This is a genomic window from Saccharothrix sp. HUAS TT1, from assembly GCF_040744945.1.
In the GTDB taxonomy this organism is placed as follows: domain Bacteria; phylum Actinomycetota; class Actinomycetes; order Mycobacteriales; family Pseudonocardiaceae; genus Actinosynnema.
Window position 1 is genome coordinate 144,499 of sequence record NZ_CP160454.1, and the last position, 22,932, is coordinate 167,430.

Below are 22,932 nucleotides of genomic sequence, written 5' to 3' on the forward strand. Positions count from 1 at the left end.
CCCTCCCCCTGTGGCCGGACCGGGGCGCCCGCGCACCCCGTGATCAGTTTGCCGGCATCCGTTGCTCCTTCTGCGTCAGGTGACGCGGAGCAACCGGAGCAACATCGACAACCTGGTGTTCATGCACACCGGGCACCTGCTCCTCACCCTCGCCACCACGGTCCTGCACCTCGGGCTGCGGCACCGCGAGCAGGCCGCCGCCTGGAGCCGCCGGCACCTCACCGGCCTGATGTGGGATGCGGCGGCGGCCCACCTCGGCCCGCTCGCGTGGGCGGCCCGCGCCGCCCTGCAGGTGCACCTCGCGCGCCGCGCCGCCCGCCGCGCCGACCTTGACGCCGCCGACGGCCTGGGCCAGCTCGTCGACGCGGTCGGCTTGCCCGCCGAGCTGGTGGACGTCGCCGCCCACGCCGTCGACGCGCTGCGGCTGCTCGCCCGCCGCGCCCGCCGCCGCGCCGCCGCCCGGCCCGCGCCGGCGTGCTGAACGCTTCACCCCGCCCACCGTGGCCGGTCGCCGGGACGGGTTTCCCCGGCCGGACACGGCGGAGGCCGCCCGGACCACGTCCGGGCGGCCTCGCCTCGTCATCAGCCCCGCCCGAGCGGGCCGTCGGCTCAGACCGGCGGCACGAGCAGCACCGCGGTCGCGTCGTCGCGGTAGCCCTTCTTGTCCTTGGACGTGCTGCCCACCAGCGCCGTGACGAACGCCTGATGGTCGTCGCCGTGCTTGCGGAACAGCTTGGCCAGCTTCGCCGGCGACACCTCGTCCAGGCCGTCGGACAGCAGCAGCAGCGGCTCTCCGGCAGGGACGGACGCGACCGCCACGTTCGTCGCGGTCGCCGTCGACAGCGTCACCCGCACCCAGTTGTCGTGCTTGACCGCGCGGCCGGAGTCGCCGTTCTGCCGCAGGTAGGCGCCCATCGTGTGCGGCGACGTGCGCAGCACCCACTTCTTCCCGTCCCAGCTGTGGATGTGCGAATCGCCCACCCAGCCGATCTCGGTGTCCTCGCCCGGCGTGGCCACCGCCAGCACCATCACCCCGTCGGGGTGGTAGTCCTCCACGCCCGGGTCCTCGATCACCGCGGCTGCCGCCAGCACCCCGGCCAGCGGGCCGCGGGTCGCGCCGATCCGGCAGCCGTTGTCGGCCATCAACTTCATCACCGGCGGGCCCGAACGGTCGTTGCCGATGCCGTCGACCACCGAGGCGGTCACCACCCCGGTCGACGCGCGAAAGGTGGACGAGGCGTCCATGTTGTAGCGGCGCACACCACGCCGCGTCGCCGCCACCAGCACACCGGCCGCCTGCGGGACGAAGGTCAGGGTTTGTTCCATGAGGGTCATGGCGGCGAGTATCCCGACCCGACCGGGACAACCGACCCACACTTCACCCACACTTTTGACGAACGCGGTTCGTCAAGGCCCCTGCCTGCGTGCGGTATCCGCCGGTGCGGGTCGGGCGGTCAGCGGGTCGACACGTCGAGGAAGTCGGCGACCATGATGTCGAGCAGCTGCCACGGCTTGCCCGCCTCGACCCGACCCGAGTCGACCGCAGTCTTCAACGCCCGGGTCAGCGCCACCGCGGTCCCGGACGGCACGGTGCGCGTACCGAGCACCACCTCCAGGCCCACGTGCCCCTTGTGGCGGGGTTCGGCGCCGTCCGGGTCCAGGTAGCCCTCTTGCAGGTCGGTGATGTGCTTCTCCGCCAACCCCACCAGCACGCCGAGGGCGGTGGCGACGTTGCCTACGTTGTGCGCCGAGTGCGCCGAGGCCAACGCGTCCAGCACCAGGTTGTAGTCCTTGTAGGCGGCCAGCCAGGTCTCGTCGGCCGCCCGGCCGAGCATGTCCAGCGCGTCGCGGGCCGCGTCCGCCTCGTCGGGCAGGAACACCAGCTGCACCGTCTGGAAGTCCAGGTTCGCCTCGCTCAACCCGCCGACCTCGACCTTGTCCAGCAGCTCCAGCGTCTTGTCGTCCAGGCCCGCGTAGCCGCGCCAGTCGACGTCGTCGATCGCCTCGTAGCGCTGCTTGAGGATCGCCAGGTCCGGTTCGCCGGTCAGCGAGTTGTGCGACAGCTCGATCGCGATCTGTCGAGCCTTGGGCAGCGGCTGGGTGATCAGCAGGAACCAGGCTTCCTCGATCCCCGCGTCCAGCGCGGCCTGCACCCGGTGGTTGCCGGAGAACACCAGCTCGTGGTTCTCCGGGTACAGCTCGGGTTCGCCGCCGTAGATCAGCGGGGTGGAGGTGAGCACCCCGTCCTCGCGCAGGTTCGACACCAACTGGTCGTAGGTCGCCTTGTCCATGACCTGCGCGTTGAGCTCCAGCAGCGTCAGGTCCGCCAGCTTTCGCCGGACGACGACGGGTTCCTCCAGGCGCACCGCTCTGCCCTCCGCACACGCGCGTGATGTGCACCCGGCCACGAGGACGCCAGTCGATGCCCTGCCGGGCGGGCCGCGTCGACCTGCGGTTCCGGCGGCCGGCCCGCCGCGGATGCTAGCCGCCGCCCCAGCCCGCCGCCCGCCGGAAACGACCCGGTCGACGCGGTGGTCAGAGCACAGCCGCGTGGTGCGCCGTTCCCTGTCCGTCGACGGCCGCGCCGCACGTCGGACACCGCCGGTCCTCCGGCAGGTGCCACGCGATCGGCGTGCCGCAGCGGGCCGGGCACGACGGGCACGCCCGCCGTCGGGCCGGCCGCACCCGGTCGGGCCGTTGCGCGGCGGGGCGGACGTCGACTGCTGTCACCGCGGCTCCCCGGAGTCAGACGAACTCGACCTGGTCGCGCACCACGGCCCAGGCGATCGAGTCCTGGTGGAACTCGGCGCGCAACGCGGTCAGGGTACGGCGCAGCGCCGCTTGGCCGTCGAGGTCGATCTCGAACGCCACGCACGCGTTCTGCCAGGGCGCGGTGGGCGCCGAGAACCACTCGCCGTGCACGCGCACCGCGTGGCGGCGCACGGTCTGCACGAACTGCTCGGCGTAGCGGCTCCACTGGGCCTGGGTGAGCCGGTCGTCGCTGTTGCCGATCGACACGTACACCGTGGGCAGCGCCGGCGAAGCCGCGGTGTCCGGAGCCGCGGTGTCGGGGGCGGTCATGCCGAGCGTCCTTCGCCGCTGTCCGCGTCCTGGCCGCGCCGCCGTCGGCGGCGTTCCGCCGCGAGGAGCGCCAACGCGAAGTCCCGCAGCCGCTCGCCCGCCGTGTCCCCGGCCGGGAACCCGTCGGGCGGCACGGTGGCGACGATGCGGCCTTCCGGGTGCAGCTCCACCCGCCAGCCCTCGCCCGACCAGCACACCAGGTCCGGTTGTCCGCTTGTCCCGTCGTCGGGCAGGGGCGGTGTTCCGGGTCCGAGGTGCGCGACCTCGTCGAGCACGGCGGTGGCCGCGGCCCGCAGGTCGTGGTTGGCGCGGTCGACCGTGTCGACGAGCCGCCGCCACGCCAGGTCGAACCCGGGGTGGCCGGTCGCGTCCGCCGGCGCGTCGTCTCCCGCCGTCGAGGCCTGCGCCGCCGGTGCGGCGCCGGTGTCGCCGCTGTTGTCCGTGCTGGTCAAATCGGTACTCCCGCCTGCTGGTCGTGGAAAGTGTCGCCGGTCCACAGCGCGAGTTCCATCGCCAGGACCAGGTCGTCGTGGCCGCTGCCCGCGGCCTCGTGCTTCTGCCCGCCCCCGGCGGTGGGTTTGCGCACGAACCGGCGGGCCTGCTCGGTGAACGCCTCGCCGCCCGGTGTGTCGGGCACCAGCAGGCCCTGCTGCTCCAGCGCCACCTGGAGCACTTCGGTCAACCGGTGCTTGCCCACCGTGTACTCGTCGGGCGCGTGGTGGGTGAGGGTACGGCCGCCGCCGATCGTCAGGGCGATCACCTGGAGGTCGGGCGACCGGGTGCGGGCCAGCTCGACGACCGGCCCGCCCAGGCCGGTGGCGTCGATGGTGAGGACCACCGGGTAGCCGGCGATGCGGAACTCCAGCGCCAGGTCCACCGCGAGCGCGGCCAGCTCCTGGAACGGGGTGCGCAGCGCGATGTTGCCGACCTCCAGCACGTCCCACACCGGGCGGTGCGAGCCGTCGCGCAACCGGTCGGTGGCCTGGAGCACCGCCAACGCGGCCGGGTCGTGGTCGTGGCCGACGTCCATGCCGATCGAGATCACCGGCGCTCGATCCGTCCGCAGCCGGTGCAGCGCAGCGCCTGCCACAACCCCAGGTCCAGCGGCCGGTGCCGCCACCCGTCGTGCCGGCACCACCGGCCGGTCCTCGCGCGGTGCAGCAGCGCGCACAGCAGGTTGATCACGCCTCCACCTCCACGGCCGCCGGCGTCGCCTTCGTCTTGCCCGCGCCCCGGCGACCCTTCTTCGGGGCGGGCGCGTCCACGGCGGCCTGCTCCGGCACCACGTTCTCCGCGACCACTTCCTCCGGGGCGGCCGTCGCCTTGCCGTGGCGCTTGCGCCACAGCTCCAGCGCCTCGGCCAGCGTCCACTGACCGAGCGGGCCGCCGTACTGGAGCTGATACCGGTGCACACCGTCGTCGCAGTTCTTGCGTGAATGCCGCTTCACGCCGGGAATGCCGCGTTCGTACTTCGCGGAAATCGGATTGTCCGTGAACGCCGTCGTCGCCCAGCCGACGACCCGCTTGGACAGGGCCCGCTGCACCAAAGCCTGCGATTCGGCGCTGATCGCCGCCATGACGACCAGTTTCGACAGGCGCTTGTATCGGGTGGGGCCGACCGCGAAATCCGACATCAGATAGGCGTCCAGACCGTATTTCGGGGGCAGCCAGCCGAACGCGCCGATGATCCTGCCGCCCGAGGCGACCGCGCACGCGAACAGCGGGGCGCCCGGGGCGATGCCCCGCGCCAGGTAGGCGGAGCGCAGGCCGTTGAACTGCGGCCCGGTCAGCGGGTGCAGGGTGAGGTCGTCGCCCAGCTCGTCGGCCGGGCCGAGACGCCTCATCAGCACCGGCTCCGACTTCAGGCGCGGCCCGACGAAGCGGGCGATGCCCGGCCGGGCGAACACCCAGATCGGCATGGACCGGGGGCTGGTCTTGACGTAGCCGACCTTGTACGGCTCCAGCTGCGGCAGCTCGTAGTGCAGCCCGAGCAGCCAGTTCGGGCGGTCGACCACCAGGTCGATGATCTCCTGTTTGCCGTCGTCGTCGAGCGTGTCGTACGTCGGCTCATTCCAGTCGAAATGCTGCTCGATCCCCGCGAACATAACCTCATAACCGCGCGACCAAAATGGTGGGAAACTGAGAACGGGAGCCTCTTCGGGTACCTGGCGCAGATAGTCGCGCACGTCGCCGCAGTAGAAGTCGGCCAGTTTCAGCGGGTGCGCTTTCAGTTTCTCCACGGTTTCGGCGTGCATCCGGGGGAACTGTTTGTGGTAGGCGTCGACCATGCGCCGGTGGTAGCGGCCGGTCTTGCCGACGAACTGGAACCAGCGGGTGCCGAGCATGAGGGTGGCCAGGGTCCCGGCGCCGTGGTCGAGGTAGTCCTCGTCGTGCAGCCAGCCCAGCAGCTCCAGCGACTCCTCCTTGACCACGAACTCCACCGGCTCCCCGGAGAAGAACCAGCCCAGCGCCGAGCTGTAGGGGTTGACGTCGTTGGAGTGCAGCCGGTGGCCCATCTCCAGGCCGTGCAGGGTGCGTTCGATCGTGAGGTTGCCCGAGCAGCCCACGTACACGTCGCCCGCGGGCCACAGCCGCGCGTGTTGGGCGACGATGGACCGCATCTCGGGCGGAATGGTCCCCTGGAACACCGTGTCGAGCCTCCCGGAGCTGCGACACGTCCGGCCACGATGCGCCAGGCGACGTAGAGGTGTGGAGCGTCGGACCGGAATCGAACCAGGCGTCTTCCCGCCGGGAGCGGGACGTGCTGCCACTGCACCACCAACGCACGACGCAGCGCAGCGTATCCGACACAGAGCGTGCGGGCCGTTTATGCTCGCCGTGATCAGCCGGGCCTGGCGCATCGTGGCCGCCGGAAGCGCGCACGTGGCTTCCGGGAGGGCCGGGTGGCAGCTGCTTTCCGGTTCGTGGCCGGTCGTGACGCGTGGGAGCGGCAGACCGGTGAACGCGGCGAGGAACACGACTGGTTCCTGCACTGGCTCAACGACGGGCACCGGCGCACGTTCGTGCGCACCGCCGAGCGCTTCGAGGTGTCCCGCGACCGGGTGACGGGGGCGGCGAAGCGCAACTGCTGGTCGGAGCGGCTGGCCGGGTTCAAGGCGCACCAGTCGGCGCAGATCCGCGAGCGGTTCGACGATCTCACCGAGCAGGGCCTGGTGCCGTTCGCGCAGAGCATGGCGCGGCTCGCCGCGCACGCCGCCTCGGTCGACCTGGCCAAGGTGCCCGCGGACCGGGCGCTGCTGGCGGCGGCGACCGCGCTGCGGGTCATCAAGGAACCCGACGTGCGCGACCTGATCCGCCTGGCCGACGCCAACGCCGCCGCCGCCCGCGAGTTCGACGTCGCCGGCCTGATCCTCGACCAGCTCGCCGAGCACTTCCCCGAGGCCCACGACGCGGTGCTGGACGCGCTGGACCGGATCGCCACCCAGCAGGCCGCCGGCACCGACCAGGCGGGCTGAGCCGTGGCGACCGTCGTGCAGATGAGCGACTGGCTGGTGCGCCGGGACGCCTCGCGGATCATGCGGCGCGCGGGGATGCCGCCGGACCGGTGGCAGTCGACGCTGCTGCGCCGCCGGCCGCACCGGGCGCTGGTCAACACCACCCGCCAGTCCGGCAAGTCCACCTCGTGCGCGGCGATGGGGCTGCACCGGGCGCACACCGAGCCGCACAGCACGATCGTCGCGGTCTCCCCGACGCAGCGGCAGTCCGCGCTGCTGGTGGCGAAGGTCAGGTTGTTCGCGCAGGCGTTGGGCATCGAGCTGGTGCGGGACAACGCGCTGTCGCTGCGCCTGGCCAACGGGTCCGAGGTGTACGCGCTGCCCGGCCACCCGGACACGGTGCGCGGCTACAGCCCGAACCTGCTGCTCATCGACGAGGCCGCCTACACCTCCGACGCCCTCTACACCGCGTGCCTGCCGATGCTCGCCGCCACCAACGGCGACCTGGTCGCCATCAGCACCCCGAACGGGCAACAAGGGTGGTTCTGGCAGGAATGGTCCGGGCGCGGCGCCCGGGGCTGGCACAAGGTCGAGGTGCCGTACACGGAGATCAGCCGCATCACGCCCGAGTTCATCGTCGGCCAGAAGGCCAGCATGAGCCGCGAGCGATTCGCCGCCGAGTACGAGTGCCAGTTCAACAGCTCGACGTTCGGGCTGTTCAACGCCGGTGACCTGGCGGCGGCGATGCAGCGCCGCCCGGTCGAGGCCGAGGGCGGACTGCCCGACGCGCGGGAGATCATCGCCCGCAACCGGGCGCGCTTCACCGGCCAGGAGCAGGGGGCGACCGCGTGACCCGGCCCCCGGACCGGGAGGTCCGCGCCGACGCGCCCGCCGCACCGTCGGCGCGCGTCCTGGCGCTCGACATCGGCGTCTACGGCCACCGCGGCTCCATCTCGTCGATGTTCTGGTACCAGGCGGGTGGCCGGCTGCACACCCACGTCGCCGAGCTGCTGCCCGCCGACGCCACCGTGCTCGACCAGCTCGACGTCCTCGAAGCCCTCGCCGAGTCCTACCCCGAGTACTGGCAGGTGTCCCCGGTGGTGGTGATCGGGGTGACCGTGTTGTCCCCGGTCGGCCGCCGCGAGGTCCGCCACCACCTCGACGCCTGGTACAACCCGCCGTGGCGCCGCCGGCTGGTGTCGGTCGGCGACTACGCCGGCGAGCACACCGGCATCCGCGGCCTGATGTCGCGCAAGAAGCTGCGCGACCTGCTCGCCCACCGGCTCACCGAGCACACCATCACGTTGACGCGCGCCCAGCACGACGCGGTCGCCCTCTACACCGGCCGCCGCGAGAAGCCCGGCCGGGACGACGACGACGAGTGGCGCACCGACGAAGCCGACGCCTACGCCCTGCCGGTCGCCCTCTCGTGCTACGCGGCCGGGGCGCTCCTGCCGCCGCCGCTGCCCGGCCCGCAGGAGCAGCACCGGCAGCTCGACCGGGCCGCCCGCGCCTGGCAACTCCAGCTCGGCGTGTCCGAGACCGAAGCGCTCGACCACGCCCGCCGGCGCGGCCACCCCCACCAGGTGGCCGCCGCCGCCACCAGCCCCACCCCGGACACGCCGGTGATCCGCCGCCCCGAGCCCGGCACCCCGATCCGTGGCCAGCGCGGCTTCCGCACACCGGCCACCGACCCCGACGGGAGCACGCGATGGGGTTGACCGCCCTCGCCGAACGCGTCCTGACGCAGCTGCTGCCGCCCAGGACACCGTTCGAGCCGCTGGACCCGGCCGCCTACCAGGAGTGGGACCCGCCGCCGCTCGCCGACGCCGCCGTGGTGCCCGCCGCCGACCAGCACGCGCCGCTCGCCCTGACCGCCGCGACCCGCCCGGCCCGGCCGCCGCTGCTGCCGCTGTCCCAGCAGGCCCCGTTGCAGACCGAGTGGTCGACGCGGGCGTGGGCCTACTACCGCTCCAGCGGCGAAGCCCGCCAGTCCGTCGACTGGGTCGCCGGTGGCATCAGCCGCTTCCACCTCTACATCGGAGAGGCCACCACCGACGGGTCCGGCGACCCCGAACCGCTCGCCGACCCCGGTGTCGCCGGCGAGGTCCTGGCCGAGCTGTTCGACGGACCGCTCGGCCAGCAGGAGATCCTGCGCAAGCTCGCCATCGGCCTGCTCGTGCCCGGCGAGGTGTGGCTGGTCGGCTACCCCAAACCGGCCGACGCGTTCGACGACCCCGAGGCGGACGGGCCGCGGTCGCTGCTCGACGACCGGCTGCCCGACCGGCAGCGCTACGCCGACTGGGACCGGCTCACCGACCCCGGCGCGCTCCCCGACGGCGGCGATCCGCGCGGCGTGTTCGACATCGACGAGGGCACCCGCACCGGCGACACCGCCTGGACCGCGGTGTCGCGCAAGGAATGGCAGGAGATGGAGTCCGGGCGGCTGCGCGTCAAGCTGCCCGAAGACCCGCGGCGCTCCGCGGACCACTGGGTCGACTTCGGGCCCGACGAGGTCGTGCTCATCCCCGTCTACCACCCCGACCCGGAGGACTGCTCGCGCGCCACCAGCGCGTTCGAGGCCGCGCTGAGCATCTTCGAGGAGTTGGACGGCCTCAACCGCAGGGTCGGCGCGGACATCAACAGCCGCCTGGCGGGCGCCGGTGTCGCCGTCGTGTCCGAGAACGCCACGATGCCCAACCCCGGGCCCGCGCAGGGCGGCGGCGCCAACCCGCTCAACGCGCACCCGTTCTTCACCGCCCTGATGACCGCGATCAGCACGGCCATCGCCAACCCGGACGCCGCCTCCGCGGTCGCCCCGATCACGCTGATGGTGCCCGACGAGGCGTTCCAGGGCGCCGGGCCGATCAAGCACATCACCTTCTCCACGCCGTTCGACGCGCAGGTGCCGGTGCTGCGCGCGGACGCCCGCAAACGCGTCGCCGTCGTCATGGACATCCCGGCCGCGATCGTCAACGGCATCGAAGACCTCAACCACTGGTCCAGCTGGTCGATCTCCGACGACGCCGTGCGCTCCCACCTCGGCCCGCTCGCGTCGCTGATCTGCTCCGCGCTCACCCGCCGCATCCTGTGGCCCGCGCTGCGCGCCGCAGGCGAGACCGACTGGAGGTCCAAGGTCATCTGGTGGGACCCGAGCGAACTCGTGCTGCGCCCCGACCGCTCCACCGAGGCTCTGGCCGCGCACGGCGCGCGGGTGATCTCCGACAAGACGCTGCGCCGCGTCCTCACCTTCGACGAGGAGGACGCCCCCAGCGAGGAGGAGCTGGCCCGCCGCGCCGCGCAGGACGCCGCCGCGAAGGGCGGCCAGGCCGCCCGCGCCGGCGGTGTGGAGCCGGAGGGCGGCCAGCGCACCCCGGGCGACCGGCCCGAAGCCCCGTCCCGGGAGGAGTCCGACCGGCGCCTGGCCCGCCAGGACGCCGCCGGCCCGCCCCGACAACCCGCCGCCCGCGTGCCCGGCTGACCGCTCGCGTCCACCTCACTCCGTGCTGGTCACCGGCTCCCGGCCGGTTTCACCGGCTCGCGTGAAACGGAACCAAACGAGTCGTTGAATGCCCCTCAACCGAAGGAACCCCGCGTGAAACCGGCTCGACGACGGCTCTACGCCCTGTCCGACACCGTGAAGAAGCTGACCTTCCCGGCCAGCCCGTCACCGGCGGTGGCCGAGCTGGTGTCGTCGTGGCTGGGCGAGCGCTACGCACGCGCGGCGGCCACCGGCGACACCTACGCCTCGTGCCTGGCCGCCTATCTGCGGTGGTGTGCGGTGCAGGAGGTGGATCCGCTGCTGGTGACCCGGCAGCAGGCCAGCCGGTTCGTGCTGTGGTTGGCCGACGAGCCGTCGGCGCACACCGGCCGGTTGCGGTCGGTGTCGGCGCGGAACACGGTGCTGACCGCGTGCGCCCGGTTTCTCGAGTACGCGGTGGAGGCGGAGGCCCGGCCGGACGCGGGCCGGAATCCGTTCCTGGCGGTGTCGCGGCCGTCGGTGCAGCGCTACGCCCGGCAGCGGGCGAGGTTGACGGTGTCGGACGTGACCCGGTTGGTGTCGGCGGCGCGGGAGGACCACGTGCTCGGCGGCACGCTGGGCAAGGTGCTGATCGGGTCGCTGGCGTTGGTGGGGGTGCGGCCGACGGACCTGTGCCGGTTGGAGATGGAGCACGCCGGCGACGACGGGCAGGGCGGGTACCGGCTGGACCTGACGGTGAAGCGGGGCAAGCAGCTGACGCGGTGGATGCCCGGCCAGGTGGCGGCCGACCTGTACGCGTACCTGCATCGGGAGCGGGTGGAGCCGGACGAGGAGTGGCAGGAGCACGATCCGCTGGGCCCGGCGCCGCTGCTGGTGCACCCGAGGTTGCGGCGCAGGGTGAACCGGGACGACGTGCTGCACCTGGTGAAGCGGTCGGCGTCGGCGGCGGACCTGCCGATCGGCACGGCGTTGACGGCGCGGGACTTCCGGCCGTTCTTCATCACCTCGGCGCGGGCGGCGGGGGCGGACCTGGAGGATCGGCAGCGGGCGGCCGGGCACGCCGACCCTCGCACGACCGGGATCTACGACCAGACGGCGTGGACGCGGGAACACGACCCGGCGCTGCGGGTGGCCGCCATGTTCGAGGACTACCCGTCGGAGGAGCTGAGCAAGCCGTTGGCGTGGGCGAGGCCGCGGGGTCCGCGTCGGGAAGCGAAGTACGAGTGCGACTGCACGCCGCAGTGGAAGCACCTGCGGGTGTGGCTGGGCGGGCTGCACCGCGAGCTGGACGAGTACGGGCGGGCGGTGCCCACCGACCTGCCCGAGCCGGGTGTGGCCGCGCTGGACGCGCCGTCCTGTCCGGTGTGCCACGCCATCTACCTGGGCCCGTACCGGGTGGAGGCGATCCCGGGCGACCCGGACGGGCAGTTGTTGGCGTTGTGCCGGCGCGAGCTCACCGACCGGGCCGCCTACCCGTCCGCGTCCGCCCGCCGCGACGAGCGGAGGCGTCGTGACGGCACCGGCTGAACCACCCGGCCGTGCCGGAGGATCGTCGGCGGGGCCGGGTGATGCCCGTCGTCTGTCCGGCTCTTCCCGCGCCCGTGCCGACGAATCGACGGCGCGCTTGGAATGGGTGTGGCCGGGGAGGTCGCACGGGCCGCGTGCGCGTGATCGGGTCGACGTCCTCGACCATGACCTGTGCCGCATCGGCAGCCGCGGGGCTGCGGCGACGAGCGGACGGCGTGGTCTGCACGGCTCCGTGAACGCGAGAAGCGCCCGAACCGCTGGCAGGCGGCGCGGACGCTTCTCAACGTCATACGGTTCATCGCACGGATCGTCCTGTGGTTGCTCATCACCCAGGCGATCACCACAGGCTGATCATCCTCGGCTCCAGTGTGCCGCACCATCCCCGGGCCGGTCAACCGGCACCCGTCGGCGACCGGCCCCCTCGTCGGCGGCCCGCTTGTCGGGGCGCGCCGTCTCCGACCCGGCGGCCGTGCGCCTCCGCACCGATCGCGAACACGATCAGCCACGCCGCCATGACGGCAATCACATTCCACGGTTCCGGCATTCCGCCGCCGCGCCCCATTGTGGAATAGGATCAGGGAAAGCACGAAAAAGAAAAGGAAATGAGGCGGTAAGCGTGGCGTCGGTGTTGCTGAAGGTGACGGAATGGAATGGCGACGAGGCGGGCGGGTCGCACCACTTCGGCCCGTTCGACCGCGCGGAGCAGGCGCTGACGTGGTTCGCGGAGCACGGGCCGCGGATGCTGCCGCGATGGAACGAGGGCCGCCTGCCCGACCAGGACCCCGCCTACACCGCCGAGGTCGTGCACGAGCCGCGGCCGTTGCCGCCCGTGCCGGTGGAGCTGTTCCGCCACTTCACGCCCTACCAGCCGGGCAGGCGGGTGGAACTGGTGTCGATGGCTGACGAGCACACGCGTCTCCGGCCGGGCACGCGCGGCACCATCGCGTTCGTCGACGACCTGCGCACCGTGCACATCGCCTGGGACAACGGCTCGCGGCTGGCGGCGATCGTGCACGACGGCACCGACGTGATCACCCTCCTGGAGAAGTGAGGCGCGGTGGTCGGAATCCACCCGACGGAAAGGAGGTCCCCAGGTATGCGCGCGACTCGTCTCGTGAGCGGTACCACATTATTAATATGCGCGTGCGGCCGGTGAAACTGGCTTCCGTGAGTGCCGTCGAATAGGATTTTCTTACAAGATCAAGAAGATGAAGACGGCGCTCACGGAAAGCGGAAACGACATGGACCTGGCGGAGTTCGCGCACCTCGACGGCTTCTCCCTCCTGCTCGGCGCGGAGGACCTGGCCCACCTGATCGCCCGGCACCAGCACCAGGAGTGCAGCGCCATGTTCGACGGCGACGAGCTGGAGCGCATGGAGGCCGAGGCACAGGACCAGCTCGACCGCATCGACGGCGGAGTCCTCGACTTCGCGCAGGCCGTGGTCGACGCGCAGGGCGAGGAGACGGCCCGACGGCTCGGCTTCGCCTGACCCGGCCCCGGCGCACACCGCGCCGGGGCCGCCCACACGCACCCGAAGGAGCCCCATGAGCGAGCCCGCCGGCACGGCCGACCCGGACACCGCGGTCGACGCCTCCGACCGGCCGGTCACCGAGCTGACCGACGACACCGTGCTCACGGTGGCGCAGTTCCGCCGGCTGTACTTCCTGCCCGTCTACGACCGCGACCTGCGTCCCAAGGAGATCGCCGTCGAGGCCCTGTTCGGGCCGTTCCCCACCGAGCAGGCGGCGCTGGACTACCTGCGCGACACGGTGGGCACGCACCACCCGAACTGGGGGCCGCCGGTCGGCTTCGACGTGATACCGGTCAGCGCGCCCACCGACGAGGCGGCGCTGGCCGCGTGGCCGCGCGACGAGAACGACCCGCACCCCGACCCGGACTTCCCGTTCACGCACGTCCCACCCGGCTGAGCCGGCGGCACGCACCGCAGGCTCGGAAGCCCTGCCCCGGCTTCCGAGCCCGCGTCGCGCGGTGCCGCCCGCGCCCGGCCGGCACCGGGTCAGGCGGACGGCGCCGCCGGGACGGCCGGCGGGGCGGTCCGGTCGCCGCCCACCGGCCGGTGCCCGACGTGGATCACCACCCGCGCCAGGCCGTCGCGGGTCTCGCCGAAGCCGATGCCGTCGACCGCGTGCCCGTCGCGTCCCTCGACGTCGTCGAGCCAGTCCGCCGCGCGGCGCAGCGCGTCGGCCGCGGTGAACCCGGTGACCGTGACCGTGCGCGCCGCGAACGGCGCCGAGGAGGTCACCGACAGGCCGCACGCCACGTCCGACAGGTGGCGCTCCGGCCAGTCCAGGGCGGTGGACAGCCTCTCCAGCGACGGCTCCCACGCCTGCGGCTCCCGGTAGGGGCCGGTGACGAACAGGAACGCGTCGACCGCCCCCGCGTCCAGATCCGACTTCTTCACCAGCGTCGCCCGGTTGATGCCCAGTTCCCGCATCCGCGCGTCCATCGCCGCCGACACCGCGTGCCACTGTCCGATCATGACGCGCAGGGTACGGCGGGCGGGCCGGCCTCGCCGGGGACAGAATGCGCGCCATGACCCACCTGACCACGCCCGGCGCCCCGGCGCTCGACGTCCCGGCGATCACGCCCGCCACCGACCCGGCGCAAGCTCTGGGCACGGTGGTCGACCTGGTGCGCGACCACGGGGAGCTGTTCGCCGGCCGCTACCACGACGGGGACACCGGCCGGGTGGGGCTGGCCCTGCCGAAGGTGGTGCTCGACATGGTCGACGCCGTCCGGGACCAGCGCCCCGACCTGCCCGAGGTCGTGGAGCTGGTGGCGCTGCTCGACGAGCACCGCGAGAACGACGCCGTGGAGATGGCGTTGGACGTGCTGCTGCCCGCGCTGCAACGCGTCCTGGCCGCCCTGCACGCCGAAGCCGCCCCCGCCGAACCCGCCGGGCCGGTCGACGTCGCCGACGACGCCGGCCGGGACGAGGCGGTGGTCGAAGCCGCCGCGCGCCTGCTGCTCGACTACGTCGCCGGCGACGGCGCGCACGTCACCGACCCGGGCGCGCGGTGCCGTGCGATGGCGCTGCTGCTGGCCGACGCGGGCCTGCTGGCCGACCCCGACCCCGCGTCCCACAGCGAAACGGTGACGGTGCGGCGCCGGGACGGCCGGCTCACCACCGTGCCCCGCGGCCCGGCCCGCCCGTACCGGCCCGTCCCCAGGACCGCCGAACAGGGCACCCCCGGCCCGCGGCTGCGCGTGGCGCCCGAGCCGCAGTCCTGACCGGCCCGACCATCCGGGCGTCAACCGGCCGTCCCGCGCGTACGCACCCCGCCCGGGTGCGCTTCCGTGCGCACTTCGGGCAGGCGGCGCAGCGCGAACAGCGCGTCGGCCGCGACCGCCTCCGGGACGACCACCGCGGCGGCGCGCGGCCGGGGCTCGAACAGGTAGCCGGTGCCGCGTGCCAGGGCGCGGGCCGCCTCCGCCGGTGACGCGTCCCGCGACTCGAGGTCGCGGCGCAGCTCCTCCACGCTGAGCACGTCCAGCGCGCGCAGCACCGGCACCGTCAGCGGTGACCGCGTCCACCGCTCCAGCACCGCCAGGTCCAGGCCGCTGTGCAGCCAGGTGCGGCTGCCCGACCGGTAGACGTGCCCGACGCCGTCGACGTCCTCGTGGCGCAGCCACACCGGTGTCCACCGCGGCGTCGGCAACCCCGGCGCCGGCGACCCCGCCTCGGCGGCGGGCCGGTAGACCAGGGGCCGCTGCGCGTAGGCGGGCAGCCGGCGGCTGTGCACGCGCCGCAGCGTTCCCGGCGCGTCCGGGGGCGGGCTGATGCGGTCGCCGTCGAGCGGGCCGCCCAGCACCTTCACCGCGTCGTCGCCTACCGGCCTGCCCGCGTCGGGGTGGCGCAGCCGCTCCAGCTCCACCCGGAACCGGTTCGGCCCGGTCCGGTCGTGTTCGCTGCGGGCGATCAGGCGCAGCTCGTCCTCCAGGTAGGACAGCAGCGCCGACACCGTGCTCACCCGGCCCTGGGTGCGGGCGGCCAGGGCCTTGAGCGGCACCGGGCCGATCTCGCCGGTGTCGTCGGCGAGGCCGGCCAGCACGGTGAGCAGGAACCGGGCCTGCGGGGAGCGCAGCGGCGGCAGGCGTGCGACGAGGTCCAGCGCGAGCGACGACATGCCGCCCACGGTAGTGCGCGCCCGGGATTCCGCAGCCCGAAAACACCATTGACGGGTATCACACAAACAATTCACGCCAGCGCCATTCGACAATGGATTTGCGCGCAATTCCATTATATGATTAAGGGGCAGAAAAAGAAAAGCAGACAACGGCCGGGAGAAAAGGTCACAGCCATGCGCGCATCAACGCTCACCGCTCGTCTCGCCCTCACCGCCGGCCGTGCACCGATCGCGTTGACCACCGGCCGCAAGGTGTGCCTGCTGTGCGGGTCGCGGCTGCGCTCGATGGCGTCCATCAGGGCCGGTTACAGCCGCCGCTGCCTGGCCAGGGTACGTGCCGCCCGCCAGGCGGAACTGCTCGCGCACTTCACCGAAGCCCAGATCGAGGCCGCGCGCGAACTGATCGCCGACGGCGGCATCGTCCAATCGCACAAAAATGTGTGGACGGTCGTCTCGTCCAAGGGCGACCGGCGTTATCTGACCGCGCCGAACGCGTGCAACTGCCCCGCCGGTCTGCATTCCCGCCCCTGCTACCACCGGGCCGCCGTCGCGCTGTTGGCCGACGTCTCCCCGGCCGCCGCGTAGAACCACCGCACCCGATCAGGAAGGGCCCCGCCGTGCCCGAGTCACCACCACCGCCGGCACCGTCCCACCCGTCCACCGTGTCGTCGGCCGTGTTCGTCCCCGGCCTGCCGCACGTCCCCGACGTGCAGGTCGCCGGGGACGGCATCGCCTACGACGGGTTCGCGCTGCCGATCCGCGACGCGGTGCGCCTCGTGCTCGCCCACGCCGCGCCCGCGCACGGCGGCCACGGAGCCCGGCTGCGGCTGCGCGGCGCCCTGCGCGAACTCGCCCGGCGCGTCGCCGCCCTGGCCGACGTCGACGGCCGGCCCATGCCGATGGGCGATCCGCACCTGATGGCCGCCTGGCGCACCCCGGCCGGGGAGACCGGCATCCAGGCGGTGCAGCGCGTCGTCGGCGAGTGGATCACCCACCGGGCCGGGCTGCCCTCCGAACGCGGCAAGCTCGCGTGGATGCTCGGCAACCCCGCGCTGGCCCGGCTGCGGGAGCGGTTCGGCGAGCACCCGCCGCCGCCCGAGCAGCCGGTGACCGCGCTGGACGCGCTGCGCGGCCGGCACCGGGCCGCCGACGCCGCCGGCAGGCCGCTGTGCAAGTGGTTCATCGCCTGCGGACGGCCCGCCACCGGCACGCGCACCCACCCCGACCCGGCCGTGGGCGAGGTCGACGTGTGCGAGCGGCACGTGCGGCCCGTCGAGCGGACGGAAGCGCCGTGAGCGGCGTGAACGGCCGGTCGCGGCCGGTGTGGAACGTGCTCACGCCGGTGGTGGCGCTGGTCGAGGCCGACACCGCCGAGGACGCCCGGCGCGCACACCGGGAGCTGTTGGAAAGCCAGGGGCACCTGGTGCACGACGAAGGGCACGACGTGTTCGAGTCCGAGCCGCTGCCCACGGGCGACGGACCGGAGCTGAGCGTGCCCCCGAGGAGCGGGGAGGCGCGACGGTGAGCGGAGTGGACGCGCCCCGGCTGCGGCCGGGGCAGTACGCGGAGTGGGAGTGCCTGGAGGAGCGGAACTTCTACGGCGGCCCGATCGTGGACCCCGGCCACTACGAGGGCGTGCACCGGCCGGCGTTCGTGCCGGCCGCCGCCGGGCTGCCGCCGTGGTGCTCGTGCGGGTGGACGCGCGTGCCCAAGGGCGGGGGCCTGTACGTCGAGCTGGTCGAGCACATCGCCGACCAGGGCCGGTTCGGGTCGATGCTCCCCGATCCCGGGGACGACGCGCGGTAGTGGGCCGTGGGTGGTGGCGCAGGTCTGCGGCACCACCCACGCCCGACCGTGTGAAAGCTACTTGCACCCGCGCCCAGCACCTGCATATGATGTACATATCATCGCACTCATATGGAGGTTCTGTGACCGCCGCGACCACCACCTCCGCACCCGCCGGCACCGGCGCGCCGACCCTGCTGGGGCTCGTCGCCGCCCGCTTCCTCATCGAGGACGACGTGTTCGAGTGGGGCGGCCGGCTGTGGACCGCGGACTACGCGCCCCCCGTGCACGACGGCATCGCCTACGTGCCCATCTCCGCCGACGGCTTCGCCGACTGCCTGGAGATCCCCGCGCACCGCACGGTGCGCCTGCACGACCGGCCCACGCCGGTCGCCTGACCCGCGTGCGGGCGGGGAACACCCCTCGCCCCGCCCGCACGCTTCCCCCGACCCGTCGGGCGCGCAGTGGCACCTGCGCGGCCCGACGCCTCCCCGCCCCACCGGTACGTGCCCGTCCCCGCCGCCCCCACCGGCCCCGACCGCACCACCGACCCCCAGGGAGCACACCGTGCCCAGCGCCGCCGACCTCCGCGCCGCCCTCGACCGCATCCGCAACACCAGCGGCGCCGAACGCCAGCGCGCCGTGTCCGACGCCGCCCGCCTCGGCATCGACGTCACCCGCGAGGTCACCGCCGAGTCCGACCGCGACACCGGCAAGACGTTCTCCGACCGCTACGAGGCCGACCTGCGCGGCCGGATGCGCAGGGCCTGAGCGACACGCCGGCCCGGCGGACGGCGCCGGCGCGGACGGTCCCGGATCATCGGGGCCGCCCGCGCCGTCGCCACCCCCGGAGAACCGCATGGACCCCGACACCCCGCCCACCGCCCCGTCCGCCACCGCCCCGGGCCTCGCCCCGGTCGTCCGGATCGGCAACCCCGACAGCGGCTTCTCCGTCGCCGAGATCCGGGAACGCCTCGCCGACGTCGCCCGGACGTACCCCGACAACCCCGCGGTGGCGGACATGGCCGCCATCGCCGACGCCATGCTTGCGCTGCACGACTGCCACGAGCACATCCACGACGACCCGGACCCCGCGCCCGATCTCCACCACACCGGCCGCCTCGCCGACGTCCGCCCCCTGCACCACCCCACCCGCCGCCGCTGAACCTCCGTCCCACGAGGCAGGCGGCGACACGAACCGGAGGAGACCACCATGTCGCCCCGCCCCGCCGCCACACCGTTACTCGGGCCCTGGCCGGACGGCTGGCCGCCGCTGGACCGCATCACCGACCAGGACGTCGAGACCGCCGTGCGCGCGGCCGTCGCCGCCCGCGCCGCCGCGCTGGCCGAGATCCGCGACGACCCGCGCCCGCCGGCGTTCGCCGATGTCACCGCGATCGAACTCGCCCACGCCGCCGTGTGGCCGGCCAGGCAGGTGTGGTCGGTGCTGCTCAAGACCGCCGGCACCCCCGAACGGCACGCCCTCGACGCGGTGATCACGCCGCTGTTGGCCGACAGCGATGCCGCCGCCTGGCTCGACCCCGCCCTGTACGCGCGGGTCGCGGCCGTGCACGGCCGCCGCGACGAGCTCGGCCTGGACCACGAGGACCGGCTGCTGCTGGAGCGGGTGCACAAGGGATTCCGCCGCGCCGGCGCGCACCTGGGCGACCGCGACCGGGCCGTGCTGCGGACGCTGACCGGCCGCGAGGCGGAGCTGGAGACCGCGATCGAGGCCCGCCTGGCGATCGGCCTGGACGACGCCGCGGTGCACGTGACCGACCGCGCCGAGCTGGCCGGCCTGGACGACGACGAGGTGGCCGACGCCGCCCGCGCCGCCGACCGGCGCGGCCTGGACGGCTGGCTGCTCACCCTCGCCGCGCCCGCCGTGCAGCCCATCCTGGCCCGGCTGGAGAATCCCGCGCTGCGCCGGCGCGTCCACGCCGCCTCGGTCGGCCGCTGCTCGCACGGCGACGGCGACACCCGCGGCCTGGTGCTGGAGCTGTTCCGGCTGCGCGCCCGCCGCGCCCGGCTGCTCGGGTACCGCCACCACGCCGACCTCGTGCTGACCGGGCAGACCGCCGGGTCCGTTGAGGCCGTGCGCGACCTGCTGCGCGAGCTGGTGCCGCACGCGGTGCGCCTGGCCGCCGCCGAGGACGCCGCGCTGCCCGCCGGTCCGGGGCCCGTCGCGCCGTGGGACCGGCCGTTCCTCGCCCGCCACGCACCCGACTCGGCCGGGAACGGCGCGGCCCGGATCGACGTGCGCGAGTACCTGCCGCTGACCGCGGTCCTGGACGGTGTGCGCAGCCTGGTCCGCGACCTGTTCGAGGTGCGGCTGCGCGACCGGGTCGGGCTGCCCGCGCACGTTCCCGCCACCCGCGTGTGGGAGGCCGTCGACGCCGGGGACCGGACGCTCGGGCTGATCCTGCTCGACCTGCACCGGCGCCCCGGCAAACGCGCCGGCGCGTGGACCACGGAGATGACCGCCCAGTCCCGGCTGCTGCGGCAGCGCGCCGTGGTGTGCGTGTCGATGAACCTGCCCGCGCCGCGCCCGGACGGCGAGGTGCTGCTCACCCCCGACCAGGCCGCCACCGTGTGGCACGAGATCGGCGGGCACGCCGTGCACGCCATGCTGTCGCAGGTCCGCTATCCCGCCGACTCCGGGTTCTCACGACTGCCCCGCGACGTGGTGGAGGCTGCGTCCGTGGTGATGGAGATGTGGGCGCTGGACCCCGCGCTGCTGGCCGGCTACGCCCGCCACCACCTCACCGGCGCGCCCCTGCCCGCCGAGGCCCTGGCCGGGCCGGGCGGCGCCCGCTGCGGCGTCGGGCACCGGCTGCTCCAGGACCTCGCCACGTCCCTGCTCGACCTGGCGTGGCACTCGATCGGCCCGGACGACGCGATCGACTCCGTCGAGGCGTTCGAGCGGCAGGTCCTGGCCGATGCCGGCTTGGCCGGCACCGGAGTCCCGCCCCGCTACCTGACCGCGTTCTTCCGTCACGTCCTCGTCGGCGGCTACGACGCCCGCTACTACAGCTACACGTGGTGCGACGTGCTGGCAGCCCTGCTCCACAAAGAGGACAAATCAGGGGCACGACTGCGCGAGTTGATGACCCTCGGAGCCCTCGCGGCAGACCGGTTCCCGGCCCCGGACCCGACCGCGTTCCTGCGCAGGCTTGGGATCACGGACTAGCTTTCCGCAGCTCGGACCCGGTCTCGCGCGGCCGGGCCTGAACGACATGCTCGCGAACCTCAACCCGCACCGCCCCGACCTTCGACGCTCCGCGAACCGATGGGAACCACGATGACCACGACGACCTACACCGAAGTCGCCACCGCCGCCGGTGCCTGGTGCTGCCGCGTGCTGCTGCCCGAAACCCCGTTCGAGGCGGTGTGCGCCCTGCTCAAGGACCTGACCACCGTCACCGGCACGCCGGTCACCGCGTTCCTGTTCGGCGGTTGCGGCGACCCGGTCGCCGAGCTGCTGCTCGTGCGCGACCCCAGCCGGACCCACGGGACCCCGGAGATCGCGCTGTACGAGTCCTTGGCCCAGCGACTGACCGCCGAGACCGGCTGGTCGCTCGCCCCGGCCCGTGCACCACACAGCGGCGTCCTGGTCGGACTCGGACTGCGTGAGGGCTACGCCCCCGACGCACCTCACCATGCGCCGGCCGAGGTCGAGCAGCACCTGGCCGGGCACGGCGCCGACTGGAGCTGCCGCACCGCGCGGCTGGTGTCGGCCAGGCTGGTCGACGGAGCGGTCCAGTGGTACGACGAGGTCGGCGTCGTGGTGCACACGCCAGCCGAGATGGCACCGACCATCGAGCGGATCGCCGCGCTGTTCGCCCAGCACCGATACGTCGTCACCGACTTCGGCTCCGGTTCCACGCGCGCCCTGGCCGCCAGGTAAGCCACCTGCGGCCGGCGTGCGCGCCTACCTCCGCACCGCGCGCCGACACGGCGCACCGGCCCGGCCAGATCCCCGATAGACGGGTATCACAGTGAAAACAATGGCGCGTGAAGTCGTGTAAATGGCTTCACGCGCCATTCTGGGTTAGGGTTGTTATATAGCACGAAAAGAAAACGGAAAGCCTCACGGAAGCGGGCGGAAATGTACCTCAGCGATACGGCGCGAAGCATCATCACGGGCCTGGGAATCGACGGCGACACGTTCGACAAGAAGTCGCCCACCGGCATCGCGCTGGGTGCCACCGCCGCCGAGTACGCGCGGCTCCAGGAGAGCGCGATGGACCACCTGGCGGGCGTCGGCCGGCGGATCACCGAGGCGATCGGGGCCGGCCGGACGATGCAGTTCACCTTCGCCGAGCAGAGCGACGTCCACCAGTACGACGAGGCCGCGGCCGGGCTGCGGGCGCTCAACGGCGTGCTGGCCGCGTGCGCCGTGGCCTACAAGCAGGCGCACGGCCTGGCCGCCGAGGCCGACGACGAGGCCGAGGCCGACTGAGGCCGTCCGCGCGGTCCCCGCCCGTCGCGGGGACCGCGCACGCCCCACCCGAGCTTCGCCCCGACCCGACACCAGGAGGGCCCGCCATGCCCGTTCCCGCCACACCCGACACCCCCACCACGCCCGACGCCGCCGAGGACGCTCCGCAGGCCTGCGGCCCCGAGTACGAGGCGCTGGTCACGGCCTACGCCACCGGCGCCGACCCGCACGAGACGTGGGCGGCGATGGTGCGCGCCGACCTGCCCCACGAACGCCGCCTGGCCGCGCTGACCGCGGTGCTGCCGCGCCGTGCCGCCGAGCTCGGCGCGACCGCGGGCGCCGAGGCCGCCGCCGACGGGGTCGACGCCGACACCCCGCTGTCCCAGCTCCGCCGCATCGTGCACCTGGCCGACTCCGGATACGTGGTGACGTGGCGCGAGGAGTTCGGGCCCGACGCGCCGCTGTTCCAGCACGGCGGCGAGGACGACGAGGGCAGCACGGCGTGGTTCGCCGCCCGGTTGGGCATGACGGCCGCGCTCGACGTCGACGACGCCGGCGGGGACCTGCTGTTCGCCTGCGCCGGTGTCTACAACGACGCCTACGCCGACGCGTGGCGGGAGACGCTGGTCGACCTCGCCCGTACCGCCCTGGCCGAGGACGCCGCCGAACGGCACGCGAACGCCGACTAGACGGGTATCACATTCCAACAATGGCGCGCGGAGCCTTTTCAGTGGCTTTTCGCGCCATTTTCCATTAAGATTAAGACAGAACGAAGGAAAGCAAAAAGAAATCAGCGGGTCAAAGACAGGAGAGAGTCGTGGTGTTCACCGTGTGCGTGACCGGGAGCGGCGAGGACATGGGGTTGCTGGGCGTCGTCGAGGGCGACGTCCCGGAGATGACGTTCGGCGACCCCGGCGAGTACGTGGAGGTCGTCCGCGACGTCGCCTCGGAGGACGCCGCGCTGGAGGTCGTGTTCGGCCGCCCGTTCACCGGCTGACCCGCCCGCCTCGTCC

At 73.5% G+C, this 22,932-nt stretch carries 32 protein-coding genes and 1 tRNA gene; 22 read left to right on the forward strand and 11 right to left on the reverse strand.

What is annotated here, in order from left to right; translation table 11 throughout:
• Positions 1–79: 79 nt before the first annotated feature.
• On the forward strand, positions 80–481 hold the full coding sequence (locus AB0F89_RS38365) for a hypothetical protein (protein WP_367139366.1): 402 nt from the start codon (positions 80–82) through the stop codon (positions 479–481).
• Between the two features lie 128 nt (positions 482–609).
• Here AB0F89_RS38365 and AB0F89_RS38370 read toward each other — a convergent pair whose 3' ends face one another.
• The 9 genes from AB0F89_RS38370 to AB0F89_RS38410 all read right to left on the reverse strand — a co-directional run bounded on the left by AB0F89_RS38370 (position 610) and on the right by AB0F89_RS38410 (position 5,866).
• Positions 610–1,335, reverse strand: a complete 726-nt coding sequence (locus AB0F89_RS38370) for a hypothetical protein (protein WP_367139368.1) — start codon at positions 1,333–1,335, stop codon at positions 610–612.
• Between the two features lie 119 nt (positions 1,336–1,454).
• Positions 1,455–2,366: a hypothetical protein gene (locus AB0F89_RS38375; protein WP_367139370.1), complete on the reverse strand. Its 912-nt coding sequence runs from the start codon at positions 2,364–2,366 to the stop codon at positions 1,455–1,457.
• 169 nt (positions 2,367–2,535) lie between these two features.
• Positions 2,536–2,730 carry a hypothetical protein gene (locus AB0F89_RS38380; protein WP_367139372.1) on the reverse strand — a complete coding sequence of 65 codons (195 nt, stop codon included), beginning with the start codon at positions 2,728–2,730 and terminating at the stop codon, positions 2,536–2,538.
• A gap of 15 nt (positions 2,731–2,745) precedes the next feature.
• On the reverse strand, positions 2,746–3,081 hold the full coding sequence (locus tag AB0F89_RS38385) for a hypothetical protein (protein ID WP_367139374.1): 336 nt from the start codon (positions 3,079–3,081) through the stop codon (positions 2,746–2,748).
• The gene (locus AB0F89_RS38390; RefSeq protein ID WP_367139376.1) at positions 3,078–3,533 is read right to left on the reverse strand and encodes a hypothetical protein; all 456 of its coding nucleotides are present in this window, start codon (positions 3,531–3,533) and stop codon (positions 3,078–3,080) included. The genes AB0F89_RS38385 and AB0F89_RS38390 overlap by 4 nt, the downstream gene beginning before the upstream one ends.
• A complete protein-coding gene (locus AB0F89_RS38395) occupies positions 3,530–4,126 on the reverse strand; it encodes a hypothetical protein (protein ID WP_367139378.1) in 597 nt (198 codons plus the stop codon). The genes AB0F89_RS38390 and AB0F89_RS38395 overlap by 4 nt, the downstream gene beginning before the upstream one ends.
• On the reverse strand, positions 4,123–4,266 hold the full coding sequence (locus AB0F89_RS38400; protein WP_367139380.1) for a hypothetical protein: 144 nt from the start codon (positions 4,264–4,266) through the stop codon (positions 4,123–4,125). Before AB0F89_RS38400 ends, AB0F89_RS38395 begins: the two co-directional genes overlap by 4 nt.
• Positions 4,263–5,729, reverse strand: coding sequence for a hypothetical protein (locus AB0F89_RS38405; protein ID WP_367139382.1), 1,467 nt, complete (start codon positions 5,727–5,729; stop codon positions 4,263–4,265). The genes AB0F89_RS38400 and AB0F89_RS38405 overlap by 4 nt, the downstream gene beginning before the upstream one ends.
• Before the next feature lie 62 nt (positions 5,730–5,791).
• Positions 5,792–5,866 (reverse strand) — tRNA-Gly (locus AB0F89_RS38410).
• A 118-nt stretch (positions 5,867–5,984) separates the two neighbouring features.
• Between AB0F89_RS38410 and AB0F89_RS38415 the strand changes: the two genes are divergently transcribed.
• The 8 genes from AB0F89_RS38415 to AB0F89_RS38450 all read left to right on the forward strand — a co-directional run bounded on the left by AB0F89_RS38415 (position 5,985) and on the right by AB0F89_RS38450 (position 13,473).
• A complete protein-coding gene (locus AB0F89_RS38415; protein ID WP_367139384.1) occupies positions 5,985–6,557 on the forward strand; it encodes a hypothetical protein in 573 nt (190 codons plus the stop codon).
• A gap of 21 nt (positions 6,558–6,578) precedes the next feature.
• Positions 6,579–7,388, forward strand: coding sequence for a terminase family protein (locus tag AB0F89_RS38420; protein ID WP_367139385.1), 810 nt, complete (start codon positions 6,579–6,581; stop codon positions 7,386–7,388).
• Positions 7,385–8,257 carry a hypothetical protein gene (locus AB0F89_RS38425; protein ID WP_367139387.1) on the forward strand — a complete coding sequence of 291 codons (873 nt, stop codon included), beginning with the start codon at positions 7,385–7,387 and terminating at the stop codon, positions 8,255–8,257. Before AB0F89_RS38420 ends, AB0F89_RS38425 begins: the two co-directional genes overlap by 4 nt.
• Positions 8,248–10,017 carry a hypothetical protein gene (locus AB0F89_RS38430; RefSeq protein ID WP_367139389.1) on the forward strand — a complete coding sequence of 590 codons (1,770 nt, stop codon included), beginning with the start codon at positions 8,248–8,250 and terminating at the stop codon, positions 10,015–10,017. Before AB0F89_RS38425 ends, AB0F89_RS38430 begins: the two co-directional genes overlap by 10 nt.
• Before the next feature lie 114 nt (positions 10,018–10,131).
• Entirely contained in the window at positions 10,132–11,544 is a 1,413-nt protein-coding gene (locus tag AB0F89_RS38435; RefSeq protein ID WP_367139391.1) for a tyrosine-type recombinase/integrase, read from the forward strand.
• Between the two features lie 820 nt (positions 11,545–12,364).
• The gene (locus AB0F89_RS38440; protein ID WP_367139756.1) at positions 12,365–12,595 is read left to right on the forward strand and encodes a DUF4314 domain-containing protein; all 231 of its coding nucleotides are present in this window, start codon (positions 12,365–12,367) and stop codon (positions 12,593–12,595) included.
• Between the two features lie 157 nt (positions 12,596–12,752).
• The gene (locus tag AB0F89_RS38445) at positions 12,753–13,034 is read left to right on the forward strand and encodes a hypothetical protein (protein WP_367139393.1); all 282 of its coding nucleotides are present in this window, start codon (positions 12,753–12,755) and stop codon (positions 13,032–13,034) included.
• 55 nt (positions 13,035–13,089) lie between these two features.
• The gene (locus AB0F89_RS38450) at positions 13,090–13,473 is read left to right on the forward strand and encodes a hypothetical protein (protein WP_367139395.1); all 384 of its coding nucleotides are present in this window, start codon (positions 13,090–13,092) and stop codon (positions 13,471–13,473) included.
• Between the two features lie 89 nt (positions 13,474–13,562).
• Here the strand turns inward: AB0F89_RS38450 and AB0F89_RS38455 are convergent, their stop codons facing one another.
• Complete coding sequence (locus tag AB0F89_RS38455; protein ID WP_367139397.1) at positions 13,563–14,045, reverse strand: hypothetical protein; 483 nt, start codon at positions 14,043–14,045, stop codon at positions 13,563–13,565.
• Positions 14,046–14,098: 53 nt separating this feature from the next.
• Between AB0F89_RS38455 and AB0F89_RS38460 the strand changes: the two genes are divergently transcribed.
• Positions 14,099–14,797 carry a hypothetical protein gene (locus AB0F89_RS38460; RefSeq protein ID WP_367139399.1) on the forward strand — a complete coding sequence of 233 codons (699 nt, stop codon included), beginning with the start codon at positions 14,099–14,101 and terminating at the stop codon, positions 14,795–14,797.
• 20 nt (positions 14,798–14,817) lie between these two features.
• On the opposite strand, the gene AB0F89_RS38465 is transcribed toward AB0F89_RS38460, so the two are convergent.
• Positions 14,818–15,693 (reverse strand): hypothetical protein, encoded by an 876-nt coding sequence (locus AB0F89_RS38465; protein ID WP_367139401.1) that lies wholly within the window; start codon positions 15,691–15,693, stop codon positions 14,818–14,820.
• Between the two features lie 174 nt (positions 15,694–15,867).
• Here AB0F89_RS38465 and AB0F89_RS38470 point away from each other — a divergent pair, with 174 nt between their 5' ends.
• The 12 genes from AB0F89_RS38470 (at position 15,868) to AB0F89_RS38525 (ending at position 22,916) form a co-directional block, all read left to right on the forward strand.
• Complete coding sequence (locus AB0F89_RS38470; protein ID WP_367139403.1) at positions 15,868–16,278, forward strand: hypothetical protein; 411 nt, start codon at positions 15,868–15,870, stop codon at positions 16,276–16,278.
• Positions 16,279–16,355: 77 nt separating this feature from the next.
• The gene (locus tag AB0F89_RS38475) at positions 16,356–16,988 is read left to right on the forward strand and encodes a hypothetical protein (protein ID WP_367139405.1); all 633 of its coding nucleotides are present in this window, start codon (positions 16,356–16,358) and stop codon (positions 16,986–16,988) included.
• Entirely contained in the window at positions 16,985–17,218 is a 234-nt protein-coding gene (locus AB0F89_RS38480; protein WP_367139407.1) for a hypothetical protein, read from the forward strand. The genes AB0F89_RS38475 and AB0F89_RS38480 overlap by 4 nt, the downstream gene beginning before the upstream one ends.
• Positions 17,215–17,499 carry a hypothetical protein gene (locus tag AB0F89_RS38485; RefSeq protein WP_367139409.1) on the forward strand — a complete coding sequence of 95 codons (285 nt, stop codon included), beginning with the start codon at positions 17,215–17,217 and terminating at the stop codon, positions 17,497–17,499. Before AB0F89_RS38480 ends, AB0F89_RS38485 begins: the two co-directional genes overlap by 4 nt.
• 122 nt (positions 17,500–17,621) lie before the next feature.
• The gene (locus AB0F89_RS38490) at positions 17,622–17,876 is read left to right on the forward strand and encodes a hypothetical protein (protein ID WP_367139411.1); all 255 of its coding nucleotides are present in this window, start codon (positions 17,622–17,624) and stop codon (positions 17,874–17,876) included.
• A gap of 169 nt (positions 17,877–18,045) precedes the next feature.
• A complete protein-coding gene (locus AB0F89_RS38495; RefSeq protein WP_367139413.1) occupies positions 18,046–18,249 on the forward strand; it encodes a hypothetical protein in 204 nt (67 codons plus the stop codon).
• 88 nt (positions 18,250–18,337) lie between these two features.
• Positions 18,338–18,643: a hypothetical protein gene (locus AB0F89_RS38500; RefSeq protein ID WP_367139415.1), complete on the forward strand. Its 306-nt coding sequence runs from the start codon at positions 18,338–18,340 to the stop codon at positions 18,641–18,643.
• A gap of 48 nt (positions 18,644–18,691) precedes the next feature.
• The gene (locus AB0F89_RS38505; protein WP_367139417.1) at positions 18,692–20,668 is read left to right on the forward strand and encodes a M3 family metallopeptidase; all 1,977 of its coding nucleotides are present in this window, start codon (positions 18,692–18,694) and stop codon (positions 20,666–20,668) included.
• A gap of 111 nt (positions 20,669–20,779) precedes the next feature.
• Entirely contained in the window at positions 20,780–21,385 is a 606-nt protein-coding gene (locus AB0F89_RS38510) for a hypothetical protein (RefSeq protein ID WP_367139419.1), read from the forward strand.
• A 201-nt stretch (positions 21,386–21,586) separates the two neighbouring features.
• Entirely contained in the window at positions 21,587–21,940 is a 354-nt protein-coding gene (locus tag AB0F89_RS38515) for a hypothetical protein (RefSeq protein ID WP_367139421.1), read from the forward strand.
• A gap of 86 nt (positions 21,941–22,026) precedes the next feature.
• Positions 22,027–22,608 (forward strand): hypothetical protein, encoded by a 582-nt coding sequence (locus tag AB0F89_RS38520; RefSeq protein ID WP_367139423.1) that lies wholly within the window; start codon positions 22,027–22,029, stop codon positions 22,606–22,608.
• Between the two features lie 128 nt (positions 22,609–22,736).
• Positions 22,737–22,916, forward strand: coding sequence for a hypothetical protein (locus AB0F89_RS38525; protein ID WP_367139425.1), 180 nt, complete (start codon positions 22,737–22,739; stop codon positions 22,914–22,916).
• The last annotated feature ends 16 nt before the right edge of the window (positions 22,917–22,932 follow it).

Coding starts and splice junctions, on each gene's coding strand:
- AB0F89_RS38505 (WP_367139417.1), top strand. CDS start 18,692: ATGTCGCCCCGCCCCGCCGCCACACCGTTACTCGGGCCCTGGCCGGAC.
- AB0F89_RS38500 (WP_367139415.1), top strand. CDS start 18,338: ATGGACCCCGACACCCCGCCCACCGCCCCGTCCGCCACCGCCCCGGGC.
- AB0F89_RS38465 (WP_367139401.1), bottom strand. CDS start 15,693: ATGTCGTCGCTCGCGCTGGACCTCGTCGCACGCCTGCCGCCGCTGCGC.
- AB0F89_RS38385 (WP_367139374.1), bottom strand. CDS start 3,081: ATGACCGCCCCCGACACCGCGGCTCCGGACACCGCGGCTTCGCCGGCG.
- AB0F89_RS38420 (WP_367139385.1), top strand. CDS start 6,579: ATGAGCGACTGGCTGGTGCGCCGGGACGCCTCGCGGATCATGCGGCGC.
- AB0F89_RS38510 (WP_367139419.1), top strand. CDS start 20,780: ATGACCACGACGACCTACACCGAAGTCGCCACCGCCGCCGGTGCCTGG.
- AB0F89_RS38430 (WP_367139389.1), top strand. CDS start 8,248: ATGGGGTTGACCGCCCTCGCCGAACGCGTCCTGACGCAGCTGCTGCCG.
- AB0F89_RS38370 (WP_367139368.1), bottom strand. CDS start 1,335: ATGACCCTCATGGAACAAACCCTGACCTTCGTCCCGCAGGCGGCCGGT.
- AB0F89_RS38450 (WP_367139395.1), top strand. CDS start 13,090: ATGAGCGAGCCCGCCGGCACGGCCGACCCGGACACCGCGGTCGACGCC.
- AB0F89_RS38515 (WP_367139421.1), top strand. CDS start 21,587: ATGTACCTCAGCGATACGGCGCGAAGCATCATCACGGGCCTGGGAATC.
- AB0F89_RS38470 (WP_367139403.1), top strand. CDS start 15,868: ATGCGCGCATCAACGCTCACCGCTCGTCTCGCCCTCACCGCCGGCCGT.
- AB0F89_RS38460 (WP_367139399.1), top strand. CDS start 14,099: ATGACCCACCTGACCACGCCCGGCGCCCCGGCGCTCGACGTCCCGGCG.
- AB0F89_RS38520 (WP_367139423.1), top strand. CDS start 22,027: ATGCCCGTTCCCGCCACACCCGACACCCCCACCACGCCCGACGCCGCC.
- AB0F89_RS38455 (WP_367139397.1), bottom strand. CDS start 14,045: ATGATCGGACAGTGGCACGCGGTGTCGGCGGCGATGGACGCGCGGATG.
- AB0F89_RS38445 (WP_367139393.1), top strand. CDS start 12,753: ATGAAGACGGCGCTCACGGAAAGCGGAAACGACATGGACCTGGCGGAG.